Raw genomic sequence first — 17864 nt, forward strand, 5'->3', positions numbered from 1 at the left:
AAGTCTTTAAATAGCCAATAGACACCTATTCCACACCCACTATTAAATGATACAATTCTATAAAACCATTGAAAACCGATGTGCGGAATGTTCATTATCAGTTAAATAGAGGAATTTATGCCAAAGGCTTATTGTTATCTAAATCAAAAAACAATCGACCAGCTCGAATCAATAAAAAAAGATGAAGGACATGATTCATCATCTCAAACCATGAAAGAAATAATTGAATTAGGGATTAAGGTTTATCTCCATAACAAAGAGAATCTAGCGGTGAGTGAGGATGAAAAAAGACGCTTGGAAAAAGAAGAGGAATTGAATCGGCAACACACAACTCATCTGTTAAGATTGCTTGCAGTCAGTGCGGATATTTTTCGTTGCGTTTACGATAAAAACAAACTTCCAGAAGGATCAATCAATGCAGATGATCATATCGCGTCACTTAAGAAGAAAGTAGATAATTTTGTTGATGGCTATATTAATAACTAAGTTATTATAATGATTCTGCGAGTTAATATAATAGCAACTGAACTGTTTAATAAGGGTTTCCATAGTGAAACCCTTAAGTGTTGTGTCACACATCAGTTTAGTTTTTTAACTGCCTCCTTTTTATTTGAAAACCTACAATAAAAACTAAATGAAGAAATAATAATATGATTGGTAGTGCATAAATAATTTCAATTTCAGCACTATTTAAAAGCCCAATTTTTCTTGGAAAAAAGCTTAGTAAGCTGTAAATTAACATAATTGCTGATGCAAAAAATAAAGTGTATTTTGTATGGTTTTCATTGAGAAAAAGACCTAACAAAGCGTAAATCAATGAAAATACAAATCCATATATGCTGATAAACAAGATTAAAAATGGCCAAAAAGCTCTAAGATCACTATTATTTAAATCCATCATTAAAGATAAAAATCCTGCCAATAAAAATGATGTGGATATCAGGAATAAATCAGTTTTAAAAGCCTCTTTTTTCGTCATTACAGAACTATTCAATAAGAAGATTTTATTGTTTTTATATGACCAATAAATGAATGCCATCACCAAAGGAAACGTCATAAATACCCCTTCTAAAGTCACACTAAACTTATAGGTCTGATATTCCATGGTTAAGGTTCCTGATAAGTAACAGACAATAATTAGCCATGTGTATCTGTTTATTTCCTTTAAGCCTTTTATAATTTTTTTAGAAAAAAGCAACATAATAAAGAGAGCAAGCATAATGATAACAGGTACATCAATGGGCGCCGTCATTAAGAGCCGATTAAATGACCAATTCATCATAAAAAATGTACCGATTAAAGCGAAAATAAATGCAATAAAAACATGAACTGTATCGCGCATAATAAACCTCATTTGATGTCAATTTTGGATTAGTTGCATGATGAACTCTATGGCAATAGCTATTATTAATAGACCAAGAACAACATCAATCAACTCCATCTAAGACTAATAAATTTCCATTTCCTCTCGTTGTAACGTTCTTATTTTTTCAATGGATTGATTTTTGTTTTCAGGTATTTCTATTTTTAATTGTCGTGAAATGTTCTCAAGACACTTCTTGATTTGGTCTTCATTCACATCGATTTTATTAGTGGCTCCAAGTATTTTATCAATACTTACCGCTTTGTTTAATGTATCAACAACCCCTTGTACTCCACTGGATTTATTCACATCATTAAAGTCTTTTTCCCGTATTGGTATGGAAATTTCCACGGTCTTTCCATTCTGCTTTAATCGTTCAATAGTGAGAATTATTGCTTTGTCATCTTTAATAGGTTTACCATCATTATCAAGACAAAGAACCACTTTATTCGTAAGTAACGCCATATCAATGTTAGGGAAGTTTTCCTTGCCAAGGGTGGCTATAACCCGTTCATTATGCACTGCATCTCGAACACTTAATCCTGTTACAACCCCTTCTGCAAGGTAGGTGACACTTTCTTTTCCATGGCCTTCGCTTAGGATAACCCCAGATCCTGCTTTTGAACCATAAGATTTCTTATCCTTCATGTTCATTATTGGTTTATTCGCTGTTTCTTTATCCAGGTATATTGCCTCTACAGCGACTACGTTATTGTCTTTGTCCCGCGCAATATTTAATAAAGCTGGCCTGTATTTTACTTCCTCCGTACTCTTGGTATATACCCGATGATGAAAACGAATATTCTCACCGGAAATATTGTGAATTCCTCTTATTTCTTTCAAATATTTTTCTGCAATCGTACCTATTATAGGTTTTGATTCACGCGCTAATTGCAGACCATAATCTTCGGTCTTACTCTTTTTATTATCTATTTTTTCTTTAAATTCACTAGGTTTTTTACTCATCACTTTAATGCTTCCTTTTAAATCATCGCCTGTTACTTTTGCCGCATATTCAAGACTTTCTTTAAAATTAAGATTCAATGTTTTTTGAATTAAATGAAGCATATTTCCTTTATCAAGGGTTTCAAAGTTATACCATGTTCCTCGTTTTTCCCCACTTAAACAAAAGCTTAAACTACCGTTTGTTCCGTAACGATATTCATTTTTTGAAGAAAGTGCTCTATTCGGTTCCCCGAGCAACGATACGATGACCAATTCAGCATGATGCGATAAATTTTGGGCGATTACCTTTGCGTCATACTGGACTGTTTTTTCCTTTATTATGGGATTGGTAGGTGCAGTCTTTGGTATAACTAGGGGGCTTGTGACTGTCTTTGTTTTGATGTCTTTATTAAGGCGATTTAAAGCTTCCAAGGCTGAGGTTTTTTCCGGGGTAACACGCAGTTGTTTTTGCAATTTCTTATAGTTATCCGTGTAAATCATGGCATGCATCGAGCCACGTGTTGCCATGATGTAGAACGAACGCAAATGATTTACCTTAGCATTTCTTGTTTCGGCAACTCCTATGACAAAAGGAGATGAGGCACCCTGAATCGAATAACTGGTGGCCGTATAACTATAGTCCCAATGAGAATCCTTCATCTCCTTTTTGTGTAACACATGAGTTGCTCCACTGCTGTCTTTTACTGTAAAAGACTCATCCTGTACATCAGTCACTTGCGCCCGTTCATTAGCAAAACGTCCTAAAGATTTATCGGATTTTTTAAAATGAATTTTTTCACCGACAGAGATTTTTCCTGGCTTTGATTGAAATAATTCGATTTTCCAATCCTTATTTTCTTTTTCAGGTACAAATACTGATTTATTTCCTTTGGTATCATTTAAAACGACTACCTTGGCCGATTCATCCACAGAAACCACTTTGAAATATTGATCCCCCTTTTTTAAAAAATACTCCCCATCTTTTTTTAAACAGTCACGATAAGTTTCACAATAATAAAGCTCTGCGGTGGTATAGTTCGTACTTAATAATCGAGGGAATGATTTATTATCAGAGCCTAGAGAGGATTCTTCCATCAGAGCATCCCGTATAAGAGTGTTTGCAATCTCTCTTTTTTTATTTTCATGAATAATAACAATGGTCTTATCACGACATGCAGGGGTACGGGATAAATAGTCCCCTACTGCCATTTCAATGGGGCTATTGTGTTTTAATTGCTCTAAAGGAGTTTCATTAGCCTCTTGTTTTGAAGGTTCGTGTTGGTGCCTATCATCCTTTTTACCTGTTTCCATAACGGAGCATTTAATTTCATGATAAGGACTGTCTTCTCTATTTCGTTCAATGGAAACTAAGGGTAGGGCTGCTAATTGAGCTAAAGCCTTGTCTGTATCCCCGCCAATCAAGGTTTCAATGGCTTTTTTATAACCTACTACTTGCTGCCTTACCAGCTCGTCCATAATGGCCACCCTAATGCTGCCCTCCTGCATCAATATCTTGCTTGGTTTTCCGCTCTCAATACTCTGATGTTGACTGATATCGCCCAGTAAAGCGCAACGAGCACCTGAATCTTTAATTTTTTGGACTAAGCTTGCGCAGTCTCGATTGGATACCATCGATGATTCATCGAGAAGTAGCAGTGAATTATTGGTTAATGTAGGCTCTTGTTCTTGCTCAATAAGAAAACTTTTTAGGGTTTGTGCCTGAATACCTAATGCTTTCATTTCCTTCACCGCCTGATGCGTTGGTGCTACTGCAACGATATCAAAGCCACCGGGTACCATTGATTTTGCATGTTCAATGGTATCAATGGCCGTTCGATTCATGGTTGTTTTACCCGTTCCTGCATAGCCCTGAATCATAATGAATTGATCCGCTGTAGTGGTGATTAACTCACAGGCTTCTTTTTGTCCTTTTGTAAGATTTGCCTGTTCTAATTGGCTGCGCGCCTCATCACTACTCATCAACGGTTTAAGCGTGTTAATTCCTGCCTTAACTGTATTAATAATCGATTCTTCAAAAACCACCGCTTCTTTGGTAGTCAATAAATTCTGCCTTCCAGAAATTAAATCACCGCTTTTTATTACCTTATCTAACACACTATCCAATTCGTTAAAGCCTGACTTCCCAATAGCCTTGTGAAGTGCCACCTTAAGTACTTCTGCCCTTTCAAATGCTGCCTCTCGCTCCGAAAGATGGGCAATAGCAAATTGCAGTGCTTTTTCTGCATCACTTTTCATTGGTTTTTCGCCGGACAAAAGGTCTAAGGCTTTCTCAAGTGTTGTCAGCAGCTCATTTGTTGTGGCGTTATCAATGATGTGCGCGCCATGATTTGTTTTGGCAGCCTCTAAAGTTAAGGATATTGCCGAAGCTTGAGAGGTGGTTTTCAGCGCGTATCGATTGGCCTTATCCACATCATCAGTAATAATCTGTAACTCTTCTTTACTTGATTCAGACAACAAGGACAGCGTGTTTTGACGAAGAGCATAGGCAGGCAGAGTAACGATGGTTCGTTCAACGGGCTTAAAATCATTGGCATGCAGGGTCTTGGCATAAGCATGATTCAACGGGAGATGCTTTTCGGTGCTCGTGAGTAGGTGAATGGTGTTTTTTCCATTTTTTATCTTAATTCCATGGCGAGTGAACGCAGATACTTCATACTGCGTACCCATTTTTACTCCCTCAAAAGAAAGGCTTCCTGTGGCTACTAATTTATCACCTATCCCAACAGATAATGGTGTTTGTTCGTAAACCTGAATGGATTGTGTGATGTTTTTAGCAGGCAGTTGGGATATTAGTCCATGGTGATTACGCACCACCAGCTGATTGTCCTTCTCATTGACACTAATCACGGTGAATTTTTTAGATTCATTGCGCGTATTCTGAATTAATACCCAATCGTTCTGATAATTTTTAGCCAATTTTTTCTCACTGTCGGTCAGAAAGAGTCGAGTCAAGGTATTAATGGTTTTTTCACCCGATGAAATCTCACCTTGCTCTTTTAGCTGTTTGCGAACCGCATCATTGACTTCTTTTGCTTCCAGCTTCGATGCGGTCAATACCTGGGTATTACGTCTCTGGTTCAACGGTATGGAGCTATACAGTTGCGCCGTTTTTAAAATACGCGAATCTTTTTCTAGTACCTCAATGAGATTGATGTTGGTAGTACGTAGCGGCTTATCCGCTACATTAAATGTTTTTATCTGGGCTTTATCCAGAAGGCCTGGGATGTCTGATTTAAAGCCGGACAAGGATTGTGATTTTTCCAGAAGAATTACTTTGGCTGCACGTCTATCGGCGATGGATAATAAGGTATTCATCTCGTCAGGGGAAAGGCGCTGCGACTCATCCACAATGATTAATTCTCGCTCTTTTTTACTTTTAAAAAAAGGCAGTTTATGGTCTGACTCATGACGGTAATTAAAGCCCGCAACCGTTTCGCACAAATCCTGCTTCCCAATAGACAAAATCCATTGCCACAAGGAGGGTGCTGATTTGGTCATGTCCTGATTAATACTTAGTGCAGAAAGGGCTGAGGGGCTAAGTACGCGAATTTTTTTTGACGTTTGGGCATAATCGATTAAAGTGCTTAGGAGCTCTCGTGATATAGCACTTTCTTGTTTGATTCGAACAACCCCCTCTTTATGAAATAAGGCCTGGGTCACACCCTTTTGAATGGACTCATTATCAGTTAATTCCTTTACTTTATTCGTATCGCGTACTATGGCATTTTTTTGTGGTGTAAAGTTTGAGATTTTTTTAATAAGCGTTTGCTCTTTATTAATTAATTTATGCGTCGTAAAACATGTATCTTCCGTATCAAGAGCAATGAGCTGTTGTGTGCCAAGTGCGGTATCAATCTGTTGAATTAGTGAATCAAAACCCTGTTCACCTAATGAGAAATGGAGGCTTGTCTGTAATAGTTCTTGATAAGTAAACTTAAGTTTTTTTTCTTCTAAGTGAGCAATGGCATCAAACACACCCATGCCAAACTCTTGACTCTTAGACTGATTATCCTTTATCGCGTGTGCGGCATGAGTTTGTTCTTTCAAAGTAGCTAAATAAGTCGATGGATTAACGCCCAGAGCCTCGCTTTCTTTGTTCCAACGTTCACGCAATACCTCGGGGTCGATTACTTCTTTTGCCTTGCGGGAATCCAGAGTTGCCCTGTCATACGCTTTTAAGGAATCAGAGTGCATGCCCTTTATTTGTTCCTCAACCTGCGCGCGGCGTTTGGACAATTGCGTCAGGAGTTCCTTATCAAAATGTTTGATTTCAAATAAACCATGAGCATCACCAGTCTGCTCTATTTCCAACCCCATGTTTTTTAAACCAAGAGCAATTTCAGATCGGTACACAAGGCCTAAAAATATTTGGTTGTTCATAATCCATTCCATAGTGCCGTGATTGCGACTGATATCAGAGGCTAAAGCCCGCCACTTGCCATCGAGACGCTCAGTAAAATTCATCAACAGCGCATGCACATGAAGCTGGGGATCTTGCTCTCGCGAGGTATCATGAAGAATGGTTGCAAAGCACAGATTACCAGTCTTTTCATACTCCATGCCCTCTTTCCCTGACTTGCGTGCTTCGGCAGCTTCCCTCTCAATGAGTTTCAATACGGTTTTCACCGCATTTAAGTGCAAATCAACAAATTCTTTATGCCCACAGACCAGGGCAAGATACGACACAGATTTAGGTGCGGAGAAGGTCAAATCATAACCGCCACGATGCTTGATTTCACCGCTAAGAGATTTCAGGCCAATGACATCACCGCTTGGTAATGTACCGCCGACAACGGCTTCGAGATCGAGTACGTTAATCTCTCCAGAAAGGTTTTGACGTACCGCACTTAACCCAACCCATTCGGTGGTTAATTGATTCGAAAAGTAATAATTTTCTTTATCAAAATAATACTTGGGATTATTAATAGGTTTTACTTGCATACTTAACATGATTTATTCCTCTGTCAAAAAATGGATTCCATATCGCACTCACGTTCGACACGCTTTTTATTAATTGGTGCTTGAACCTCAAAACGGTTGTCTGCTGTATCATTAACAACAGCATTATTTTTAAGAGTTGCATTACACGCAGAAAGAGGCGGTAGAGTACGAGGTAAAAAACCGGAGGCCTTTGCACTTCGCTTTTGATAGAGAAGTTCCAATTTAGTAATAGGATATTGACCTGGCAAACGCAGGTAACAGGTAAGCGGATCAAGCCCCATAATTTCAGGATAAGTCACTAAAGGTCGAGTAATACGATTTTTCCCTAGCGAAATACCGTCACGAATGGAGTTGGCTCCATAGGAATAATTTTCTCGGGTGTCATCAATCTCCTCATCCCCAAGCTCCTTACTCACGAGCTGCGCCATTTCATGGCTTGGGCTTGCGAAAAAGGCACGGGTATTGAGTAAGTCAAAAATTTCAGCAGCACCACTACGCCCATAGACCTTTTCTAACTGGCTAAAACTTTGCATTCCCAGCAAGAAACAGCCGCCAAATTTCCTGACTTCGGCAATGGTTTCACCCAAAAGAGGTAATTTATGCAAGCTGGGCAGCTCATCACAAATAAACCAAATCCGTCTGTTCGCATCTTCTGGCAAGCTCAAAAGTGTCAGGGATGCCATGGCAATCCACATCGAAATCAATGGTTTTAAAGATTTATGCTGTTCCCCATTGCTTGATATAAAAAGCCAGCCCTCCAAATCTTTATTTAACAGATAATCACGAATGGAAAAGGAAGGCTTACCAGATTCATCAAGCCCACTTAACGACTGCATTGATTTAAGGTAGGTTGTGATGACGGAGCGAATGGAGATGGCTGTTTTTTCTATTTTATTACTGACCAAAGTCGCTGCAGCCGTGCCGTTGAGATAAGGTTCCAACTCACTAAACTCGCCCGTTACCAGTAACCCTAACAGCTTGGATAGGGAACGTTCCTTATCCTCACGCATTTGACTTGCAAGACAGGCAAACACGGTGCGTGCTGCATTAACCCAAAATGGATCGTTTTCTCCATGCATGGGGATGAGGCTTTCTGCCATGTTTTCCAGTAATTCATCTTTTGGGGCTTCCAGCCATAAATCCCAATTAGCACAGCGTGCATCAAAAGGATTAAGTAAAACATCATGATCTTCCTGAAAATAAGCCTGAGTAAACGTGCATCCCTTGTCATAGACAATGACTCGGTCGCCTCGTGCACGTAAACAATCCATCAATTTCATAATGAACTGACTTTTACCCATCCCAACCGTGCCATGAACCAATAAATGCTGCACTTCTGCACCTTGCAACAGGGGAAATCCATCAAGATGTAAATCAGATGCTTTTCTTTGCTTTATTATCTGTTTTTTAAGTGTTTCTGATGGGACTAAACTCGCCCCGCGTATAAATTGGTTTTGTGTTTGTACCTTTCCTCGATAAATGAAATATCGGCTCACCAAAAGTGCCACAATCAACGATAGGGGAAAACTCCATAGAGTTGACTGTAACAGGAGTGTCAGTAAACGATCGGAGGTAGCAGAAAAATAGTGATTGTGGAGAAGCTGTTCGACAGTCTGTGATGCATACCCCCCTTTAACAGGGATAGAAAATACATGTGGCACCCCTGCCAGGTGATAAAAATGAGCCGCGTGATAGGACACAGTCTGTCTTATCATTCCATGTGGAGCAAAGATACAGGTTAATACAATGCTTAACCCTGCCCAAATGAATAAGTAAACATGAAAGAGCGCTTTGTTAATCTGAAACCACATCCGCAGATTATGGAATGAGATCTGACCGCCCCGGGTATAATGTTTGTAATTGGATTCATGGCTCATTTTATCTTCCTCCAGCTTGTTTTGGGCAAAGCAGCGGCTTCCACTACTTGTATTTGTGGTTACAATTTATTCTTTTTGATGTGTTTTTTTATTTTAAGGGTATTGCCGCACTGGCATTTTTGTCCTTATCAAAATAATTCTTTATGAGAGTAAACAGCACGCTGATGCCTATTCTATTGAGCTCCATTTCAACAAGGATGTTCGTTAAAATCCCGCTGATGAAAAACGCGCCAAAGGATATGAAGAAGGCAGCACTGGGAAACAAGAACAGTGAAGGAATCAAAACAATCCCCGCAAATATTCGATAGGCTATAGTTCCAGCCCGCCTTATTTGTTTTACAATCAATGAGCCTGTTCTTAGTTTGTGTTTCAATTGATAGTCAATCAAAATGTATTGATTTAATGAGCTGTAAATGAATAGAAAAACAAAAAGGCATAGTCCTAGAGCCATTAATGGCAGCCAGAAAAACATGTAGATGAGCTCGTGCGTTGAAATCTCCACCATCAACACCTTCCAATAAAAAGGGAGTGGAAGTAAAAATCCTAGAAGTATTGTTCCATATAGTTTAAAAAAAACATGCAAAAACAAACTTCTGTTCGCCTGGTAATACTCCTTGGCCGGCATAATATCCACGTCCAATGTTTTTAATGTTTCTATATCCAAGGCGATGGCCTCTTTTAATTCTTGTGAATTCATTTCTTCATTATTCATGGATAAGCTCCTTCTTTGGGGCTGATTTATCATGATGATCAACCCATTTAGTAAAATAGGCGGGTATAACCGCGTTGACGTTACTTTGCCCCAGTTTTTTCCCCTCACCTACATCGTTGTTCGTTGTTTCAACCGCTTGCTGGTATTGACTCTTTAAACGCCCTCCTCCACTGCTTGTTTTATTTACCGCAGCATCGACCTGATTATTAATTTTTTGCTGCATGCCTTCGGCTCTTGATGCATCCATGCCAACTCCCAGAGTCCTTCCAGAATCCTCCAACGCGTTACTGTTCTTGTGGTAGTCAGCTCCCATTTGTGACTCTTTGGTTCTTAATGGATTTGCTGCATCCTGGTAAAAGGAGTCAATCCGATCATTTTTAGAAGCATTGCCGTATCGTGCGATTAAACCTTCTCGTTGTTCACTGATAAACTCATTAGCTAGCATTTGTAATTGTTTTAATGAGGCAATATCTGAAGGATTGGAATACAACTCATCTCGTGCCTTTTCTCCAATGCGGTGTGCCACAAAGCCAGGAAATGCCTGATTAAGATCGGTGGTAATCTGATCGGAGTTGGATTCCACATAACTCCTGGCCGTGCTGATGCGAGCGGCTTTAGACATCGAGGCATCGTAGTTTTGACTTGCCGTTTGCGCATTCCTTAAATCGGTACCCATTTGATTCGAAAGGCTTGCCCCTTCCGAATGGCTGTTATCAAAATGATGGTTTTGTGCAAACTGGCTCACATAATTTAGCGCCTGATTAAAGTCTTCTGCTTCCTTCGCTGACATGCTGCTGTCCGTGCCTTCATGGTAACGATCACTACTCGTTGATGACCTATCGAATTTGGCATGACTATCAGCACCTCCTGTTGCTCCAAAAGCAAACCGCCCAATACTTCCCAGCATACTTTTTTCACTTGCGACTCCGGCGTGGGCATTTAATCCAGCTGAGGTCATATGAGCCAGCGCATCCTCTTGGCTTATCCCTTCGCGTTTAGCTACATCCGAGGCAATATGCGTCATGGTCGATAAGGCCTGGCTGTATTGACCGGATTCGCTTTCAGATACTCCATCGCCTAAACGCATATCATGTCCCTGCATTTTCGATAATTGTACTGCACTGTGCGCAAAACTGGATAAGGACGTTTGATAATGCTGACTTTCATTGGCTGCAGCCTGCCTGGATTCCTCAAAAGCTTGATTTAAAGAGCCACTTAAGGCCTTTGTATCTGAAATGTGTATGGGTCCTCGTGACATCCCAGGACTTACATCAAAAACAGCATCCCCATGGCCTGTGGTCGTCTTAAGCACTCCACTTCCCAATTGTTCCGTGTGCATCCCATGCATGTTCGTCCAATTGGTATCGTGCTTGTTAGCCGAAACATTATTGGCGCTGGTATTTTCATAGTTCATATTCCAACCGCTGTAACTTGCCATTGAGATGTTACCTGCAGCTGCAGATTGCGCTTCACTCACTGACAAGGATTGCGCCATACCACCAAAATGCTGGGAGGAGGTACTCAAAATCTGTCCCAATCCCTTCGTGATGTACAGGGCAATAACAGGAACACTTGCTGCCAATGCACCTGCCGTATAGGCAAAATTACTGTGCATGCTGGCTAATGAATCGATATTAGAGAAGGTCACCCCTCCTGTTTTTTGACCAAATAAAGTAATGGTGGTACTTGAGGCCATGGAAACAAACCAATGAAAAATAATAAACATCGGAGGCCATGACCAAAGGTAGATTTGAGATTGTACCCACAGGAAATAAGCGTTACTCAGGGTCGGAAAAAATGAAATTAAAACGACTAATGGAAAGATACACAGCGTCAACATCCACATCACAGTCATATAGTAAGGCAGGCGAAATCCTGCAAGCCAAAAGCTATTGGCTTCAGCGATGTGCATTTTTTGAGTGCTGTCCGTATTGGTGTAATTCATGAGTGCCGCATCAGCTCCTGAAAAAGCAAAAGCATCGGCAGCAGCATCGCGGGTCGCATTAATTAAGATATTCTGCGTGAGTGTTTCAGCCGCATCTTCGGTAATGTTCATGTAATATTTGTGAGCAGCTTGCAGCCTGTCACCAAAAGTCTTTTCGCCTGGTAAAGAACTGCTGTCCGTGTTGCGTGACCCTAAAGCACCTGTGGTTACCAGATGATTAAGACGCTCCAACTCTAATTTGGCTGCAACGGGCAATCGAGTTTTTAAATTGGCTGCGGCATCTCCACAACTTAAATTGACTCCATTGTGCAGAATCACCCGATAAATGGGTGATGGCTCCTCAAAATAGGTTTTAGAAAGATGAGCACTTTGGGTAAGCTCTTGAGGGCTTAATTGATGGCTTGCCAAAAGTTTTGCCGTAAACACGCATTGGCGGATATAGGACGATAGGTCTTGTGCCAAATCAGGCGACATGGAGAGCCTTGTCTGAGTTGCCGCAAGCCAGGTTCTTGCACCAAAAATCATTCCTGTTTTGTTATACTCCAGACTATCTGGCATGCGAAATACATCACTAAAGGCAGTCGTAATTCCATAGCCCATGCCACTAATCAATGAGGCAGGTAAAGCAACGCCTAGAGGCACATGATCCACTGTTAAGGCCTCTCCTGCTCCTTCGGCTGTCTGCATGTCAATTATAGCCACAGGCACTTTAATGCCTAGCACGCAATACATGACTAAAAAGGTGGTCAGCACAAAGCGAGCCAGTGATTCCAGCTTTTTACCCATTACGTACTGATAACCGACCATACCAACGGATAGAATCATGATAATGTCACACGCCGTACTAAAGGTAGATTCAGTAAGCAAAGCGGCCATACCATCAAGCAACTCTTTTAAATAAATCCCATTTTGTGGGGTGTAGATTAATAATGGGCTCATTGTGCCCCTCCGGTATATGATTTTCTTAAGATGGGATTAAGGGCATTAAGCGCCTGCTTCACGTTGTTTTGAACTAATTGATTGGTTGTCAGTGCTGCATTAAAACGTGCTCGTGATTCGCTATTAAAATTATCTACAAATTGTTGTGCCACCTGCAGGTTTTTAAATAATTTCTCTTCATGGGAACCTCCTAAATCACGCCCTGCAAGGGATGCTCGAATCACTTCAAGTGAATTTGCAAGATACTGGGCAAGCAAATCCGTTGCTACACTCTGAGCAAGTTCATAACTGCTTTGTATGCCGATATTCTGTTGTGCACTTGCTGAAATAAGTTGAAATACAGACGGCTGGGTTAGTTCAATTAACCCTTTTTGTTGTGGCGTTAAGGCCGCCCCTGATTTGATATTCTCATAAACGCCCTGCAGGATGGCTTGTACTTGAGAAACAAGGGCATCTTTGCTGCTAATCTCTTGGCTTCCTTTCACATTGATGTCAAGACATTTTAAGGGCTTGTTCGAATCAGTACACGTATAACTGGGTAATTTTCCTCCATAAAGCAACGCCTTAACAAAATTCTGGTTGGTCGCTAAAGAGGGATACGTTTGCATTCCCCCTTTGGCATCAAATACCAGCGTTCCTGAAATCGACATATAGACCTCTGAAATCCCTGTATCGGATTTGATGAACTCATTCAGTTGCAGTGCATCCCAAACCACATTGGTATTTACAAGCACTCGGTCTTTATATTCAGAATCATTCTTCGCTTGTTCCAGTCGCTTTTCAATCTCCCCTCCTGTAGAACATTTATGCCTTGCTTCTGCCCAATCGGTATATACATTTCGATTGCGCCCGATGTCTTCACACAAACGCTGATGTGCGGCTCGATTTTTAGGGTAAACTGCTGCAGTCAGATTTTCGCCCATCTCGCACGAATTAAAATTTGTCCCATTAATGTCATTTGCCAGCTTTTGCATGTATTGCATGGCATGAGCAATTTCAGGCAGCTCGGTCTCCAGTGCAAGGTTCATTGCATAGCCTGCCCCGTTACTTAAAATATTCTGCATGAAGGAAACAATCTGCTCTGATTTAATAAAGGAAAAACCACCTGCAAAAATATCAATTCCGCCACATCCTGAGCGAAACCCAGGTACATCAACGTGAGCTATCTGAATGGAGCGCACCTGATTTCTGGCATAGACAGAGCCTAATGATGCAAATCCTGCTGCCTGTGATTCATAGGAATGGCTACCCGTGACATTCGCAGAATAACCAAGATTATTAAAAAAATGATTTAAATCGGCACTGGCTGATGCATGAGCGTCATTTCCTGTCACGCAAGTAAAAGACGCAACAACGGTTAGCACAAGAGCTCTAATCATTAAATTTCTCCTCAATGTGTTGCTTTAATTCATGTACTCTTTGTGCCAGCTGATAAGGAGTTGCTTCTCCAAACAAGACAGCGTAGGCCTCCAGGGTATGTCGATTGACTAAAAACAAGGCGGGAACCGTAGGCTTATACCCTCCTGATACATAGAATGTTTGAAAAAGCTCAGGTGTTAATGGTGTGGTATCGAGTCCATCCAGGGACTCTCCATCCAGGCTAAAAGCACGAACCTTAATATGGAATGTTTCTGAAAAATCCTTTAAAACAGGGGAGAATTTTTTACAATGTGGGCAGGTGCTTCGATAAATAAATGCAAAATAATAATTTTTGGATAAATCTTTAGCTTCAGCTGATTCCTTCTGTGCAAAAGCTTTAGGGGCTTGCTTTTTCAATAACAGTGCATTGAGTTCTTCAACTGCCACATTGGCGTGCAATGGATTAATTACAGAACAAAGCAGTAAAATAATGATGCGGACAATCATGCTTCAAACCCCTCATAGCTGTATCGTTTGTAATGAGTCGCCACATCCAGCAGGCGTTCCTTTAACTCGGTTGTGGAGACAAAACCGTAGGACAAGGGCGACATTTTTTGTGTTTTTAAATCAACAAGAAACAGTGCGGGCATGTAGCGTGACTGTAAATTCATTGTTTTTTGTATTTCATGAAGAGGTATGTTTTTAGGATTAGGAAGACCTTCAATCGGTTGACCATCTGTTGTGACCGAAATCATTGAAAAGTGGGTCTGATTGACGAATGGCACAAGATGAGTGATGAATTTTTGCGAAATGGAACTGTTCCCTTTGTAAAAAAGGATTAATCCATAACGTTTAGCCCCTTCTCGGACTACCCTCTCCATTAAAAGATTCATTGAATCATTGCGAATGGCCACAGCCGTATTGTCAGTTGGAAAATTTAAGGAATGATCCAGCTCAGGATGAGACAACAACACCTGTTGCCAGTACTGGACAAATTTCTGATTGTTTTTGGCATACACCTGCTGGGCTTTCATGTACTCATAGGTTGCATCAAATGATGGGGCAATTAATGCCGTTGCGAGCTTATTCATGGTGGCTTTGCGGACTTCCATGAGCTGCTCATAAGGAGTCAGCGAAGGCTTTGACACCTTTGGAATTTGAACAGGTTTCATCTGAGGCTCTTTGTTTTCTGTACTGTACCAATGAAACCCATGAGCGGGTGGACTTACTAAATCAGCCATGACCGGCATGGAAAGTAACATTAAAATAATAGTGAATAATCTCATTTTTGTTCCGCCTTTTTCTGGACTCGCCGTTTGATTTCATCCATTGCTTTTGAAGCGTCGGGGCTATTTAAAACGACATCGCCTACAATTCCTGCTTCTTTTGTTGGCTGTCCTTGGGGAAATGGATAGACGGGGTTTAAAAAATCGATGCGCCCCATGTCAAGGCTTTGTAATTCATTCACACTGAGCCCCGCGCAGCGTGTATGCTCCGCATCTCCTAAAGCATTGGGATTTAATTGTCTTAAACGTCCTTCGGCCTGGATAATGCGTGCCATTTTGCTGTCAAAGACACAATAGGTGCGTTTGTGCTCCAGACAGGTGCCAAAAATGGGATCTTTCTGACTGCAGAATTCGCCTACGTAATGAGCCAGATAATTGAGTTTGGCTTTGCCTAAAGCCTTATCTTCTTCGCGACACAAATCGATATGGAGCTTGTCAGCCCAGCCTTCATTCGAACAACAATCAATAATGTCCCAAACCCAGATTTTGCACTGCACGGGATGGCCTGAAAATAAGGTGGCCTGCGTTTTACCAAACTCAGCGCCAGCAGCTCCTGCAACGGCCATAGGTGCCATCGCCTCCCCAAAACCATCATTCTGAGTTGCAGTATGTTCCGTACAGTCTCCATCAGCACAAAAGAGATCACGCACACAAGCCACAGGCTGTGGGCAGACTGTCTCATCGCAACGATATACCTGCTCATAGAGTGAGCAGGCATTATTGTTCATTAATGTACAGCGCGAGCTTGCCTGTAAGCATCCTTTTTCACGTTGCGTTTTACATTCATCAGCTGCAGCGGATGCGCATTGATATCGTGCATTAAGCTCCCAGCAATCGCGGGTGACGGGCAGGCCATTAATGACACGGGTTGGATTGGAATCAGTACACTGCTCTTGTGTTTTTTGACATAAGTTGTTTGTCTCAAGACTGGCGCATTCATTATCCCAGTGCTCTTCTTCCACATAGGATTTGGAATGAGCATTAATCGTCAATGCCACTTGAATTGGGTAATAGCGACTGAACTTATCTGAAATATACAGGGTGATTACTCCTCCATTTTGGCAGGTTGGCAGTCCCACAACACGCACCCAATGAGCAGAACCCCCATTATTTAAAATGGAGTGAACTGTGGCTTTCATTTCTTCGCAGGGATGATTTAATTTAATCGGATTAGTTAAGTGACCTCCTGCGCTATTGGTCATGGCACCCGTTATAAGATTAACCGCTATGAGTCCAGTCCATTTTTTATGAACCCATACCTCAAAATCAGCTCTTTGACTCCATCGCTCTGTGTTCACGGTTACTTTGCGTTTTTTTAAACACTGTTGTTCTGGTAATTGCCTTGATGTATGACAGATTTCCTCATGCGATTTAATCTCGCAAGCCGGTGGCTTTTCATCGCATTTAATCCGCTCATTAGATTGTCCATGGGTAATCGCATAACTTTCTTCTTCAATTAATTTGGCGTTTTTAATCGCTTCATTTTTAGTATTGATTTCAAACTGGCGCTGACCAAAATGCTCGGTCACAGTATGTCCACCGGCATCATTTTTTAAGGCATTCGCAGCCAAGGTACTTAAATCCGTTTTTTCAGTTTCAACCCCCTGATAATGAAGCGATTGCGAGGGATTTTCCGTATAGTCTTTGAAGGTATTCTGGGGCTTAAATTCATTCATGGCGCTCAGTGGCTGATTCCCCAAAGATTTTGCGTATTCTTTTAATTTCTGAAAGTCCTGCGCTGTTGTATTGGCAGCTGAGAACGTGCCAAATCCAAAAATACAGACGATGGCCAACATGCATCTAAACATGGCCTTTCTCCAATATGGTGGCCGCTAATGTGGCTCCTGCATCTCCTTTCTGGGCGATGAGCTCCAGTCCTTTTTTTATGCTTGCATTGCCATAGACTACATCAAAGGGTTGATTGGCACAGGACTGCCCTGAACCGCAAGACTTGGAGGGTTCTGTGACTACAAGCGCTGGAACCGTTGTAATGTGGAATTGACTAAACCAGACCGGATCAATAGAAATTCCCTTAAAGTTTAAATGCTGCTTTTGAGCTTCGCTATTAAGGCGTTTAAATGTTTCTATGGTTTGTTTAAAATCACCATCCACTAAGCCATTAATGACCACGGGAATATGAAAACGTGCTGCTTCATCGCTCAATGCAAATAATAGTGAGTCGGGCATGGAAAAGGATACAAATAAAATGGCACCTTCAGCTCCCTGCGGTTTTTGATTGCTTTGTAAGCCGTCTGCGCTGTGTTGCATGAGTGTATCAATCAATGATTGGTGCTCTGATTGATTCCGTGAGGACGTACGATTTAGCATTTCGATTGTCTTACTCGGAATGGTTGATACCTGGTGAGCCCCCTCCTCCTGATAATGACTTAATTCATCATTAGTGTTTGCAAAACATCCGCCAATCCCGGTCAGAAACAGGATAATGATTTTAATGTAGTGCGCCATTAAAGGCCTC

Annotated in this window: 11 protein-coding genes; 1 reads left to right on the top strand and 10 read right to left on the bottom strand. The window is 41.1% G+C overall.

Annotation, left to right across the window (positions count from 1 at the left end; translation table 11 throughout):
* The first annotated feature begins 117 nt into the window (after positions 1-117).
* Complete coding sequence (locus Lery_RS11070) at positions 118-486, top strand: hypothetical protein (protein WP_058527320.1); 369 nt, start codon at positions 118-120, stop codon at positions 484-486.
* Between the two features lie 97 nt (positions 487-583).
* Here Lery_RS11070 and Lery_RS11075 read toward each other — a convergent pair whose 3' ends face one another.
* From Lery_RS11075 to trbC, 10 genes are all read right to left on the bottom strand, one after another.
* On the bottom strand, positions 584-1342 hold the full coding sequence (locus Lery_RS11075; protein WP_058527321.1) for a hypothetical protein: 759 nt from the start codon (positions 1340-1342) through the stop codon (positions 584-586).
* 105 nt (positions 1343-1447) lie between these two features.
* Positions 1448-7279: a conjugative transfer relaxase/helicase TraI gene (gene traI, locus Lery_RS11080; RefSeq protein WP_058527322.1), complete on the bottom strand. Its 5832-nt coding sequence runs from the start codon at positions 7277-7279 to the stop codon at positions 1448-1450.
* Positions 7280-7293: 14 nt separating this feature from the next.
* Entirely contained in the window at positions 7294-9147 is a 1854-nt protein-coding gene (gene traD, locus Lery_RS11085; RefSeq protein ID WP_058527323.1) for a type IV conjugative transfer system coupling protein TraD, read from the bottom strand.
* An 88-nt stretch (positions 9148-9235) separates the two neighbouring features.
* The gene (locus Lery_RS11090; RefSeq protein WP_058527324.1) at positions 9236-9859 is read right to left on the bottom strand and encodes a hypothetical protein; all 624 of its coding nucleotides are present in this window, start codon (positions 9857-9859) and stop codon (positions 9236-9238) included.
* Positions 9852-12743 carry a conjugal transfer protein TraG N-terminal domain-containing protein gene (locus Lery_RS11095; RefSeq protein ID WP_058527325.1) on the bottom strand — a complete coding sequence of 964 codons (2892 nt, stop codon included), beginning with the start codon at positions 12741-12743 and terminating at the stop codon, positions 9852-9854. Before Lery_RS11095 ends, Lery_RS11090 begins: the two co-directional genes overlap by 8 nt.
* Positions 12740-14122: a conjugal transfer protein TraH gene (locus Lery_RS11100; protein ID WP_082657198.1), complete on the bottom strand. Its 1383-nt coding sequence runs from the start codon at positions 14120-14122 to the stop codon at positions 12740-12742. The genes Lery_RS11095 and Lery_RS11100 overlap by 4 nt, the downstream gene beginning before the upstream one ends.
* The gene (trbB, locus tag Lery_RS11105; RefSeq protein ID WP_058527326.1) at positions 14115-14609 is read right to left on the bottom strand and encodes a type-F conjugative transfer system pilin assembly thiol-disulfide isomerase TrbB; all 495 of its coding nucleotides are present in this window, start codon (positions 14607-14609) and stop codon (positions 14115-14117) included. The genes Lery_RS11100 and trbB overlap by 8 nt, the downstream gene beginning before the upstream one ends.
* Positions 14606-15388, bottom strand: coding sequence for a type-F conjugative transfer system pilin assembly protein TraF (traF, locus tag Lery_RS11110; RefSeq protein WP_058527327.1), 783 nt, complete (start codon positions 15386-15388; stop codon positions 14606-14608). The genes trbB and traF overlap by 4 nt, the downstream gene beginning before the upstream one ends.
* Complete coding sequence (gene traN / locus Lery_RS11115; RefSeq protein ID WP_058527328.1) at positions 15385-17196, bottom strand: type-F conjugative transfer system mating-pair stabilization protein TraN; 1812 nt, start codon at positions 17194-17196, stop codon at positions 15385-15387. The genes traF and traN overlap by 4 nt, the downstream gene beginning before the upstream one ends.
* A complete protein-coding gene (gene trbC, locus Lery_RS11120) occupies positions 17189-17854 on the bottom strand; it encodes a type-F conjugative transfer system pilin assembly protein TrbC (RefSeq protein ID WP_237759216.1) in 666 nt (221 codons plus the stop codon). The genes traN and trbC overlap by 8 nt, the downstream gene beginning before the upstream one ends.
* Between the last annotated feature and the right edge of the window lie 10 nt (positions 17855-17864).

Origin of the sequence: Legionella erythra (genome assembly GCF_001467615.1) — a bacterium.
GTDB lineage: Bacteria > Pseudomonadota > Gammaproteobacteria > Legionellales > Legionellaceae > Legionella_C > Legionella_C erythra.

What these genes read in the sequence shown, in the direction of transcription:
- trbC (WP_237759216.1), bottom strand. Translation starts at nt 17,854, where the DNA reads ATGGCGCACTACATTAAAATCATTATCCTGTTTCTGACCGGGATTGGC.
- traD (WP_058527323.1), bottom strand. Translation starts at nt 9,147, where the DNA reads ATGAGCCATGAATCCAATTACAAACATTATACCCGGGGCGGTCAGATC.
- trbB (WP_058527326.1), bottom strand. Translation starts at nt 14,609, where the DNA reads ATGATTGTCCGCATCATTATTTTACTGCTTTGTTCTGTAATTAATCCA.
- Lery_RS11100 (WP_082657198.1), bottom strand. Translation starts at nt 14,122, where the DNA reads ATGATTAGAGCTCTTGTGCTAACCGTTGTTGCGTCTTTTACTTGCGTG.
- Lery_RS11090 (WP_058527324.1), bottom strand. Translation starts at nt 9,859, where the DNA reads ATGAATAATGAAGAAATGAATTCACAAGAATTAAAAGAGGCCATCGCC.
- traN (WP_058527328.1), bottom strand. Translation starts at nt 17,196, where the DNA reads ATGTTTAGATGCATGTTGGCCATCGTCTGTATTTTTGGATTTGGCACG.
- traI (WP_058527322.1), bottom strand. Translation starts at nt 7,279, where the DNA reads ATGTTAAGTATGCAAGTAAAACCTATTAATAATCCCAAGTATTATTTT.
- traF (WP_058527327.1), bottom strand. Translation starts at nt 15,388, where the DNA reads ATGAGATTATTCACTATTATTTTAATGTTACTTTCCATGCCGGTCATG.
- Lery_RS11075 (WP_058527321.1), bottom strand. Translation starts at nt 1,342, where the DNA reads ATGCGCGATACAGTTCATGTTTTTATTGCATTTATTTTCGCTTTAATC.
- Lery_RS11070 (WP_058527320.1), top strand. Translation starts at nt 118, where the DNA reads ATGCCAAAGGCTTATTGTTATCTAAATCAAAAAACAATCGACCAGCTC.
- Lery_RS11095 (WP_058527325.1), bottom strand. Translation starts at nt 12,743, where the DNA reads ATGAGCCCATTATTAATCTACACCCCACAAAATGGGATTTATTTAAAA.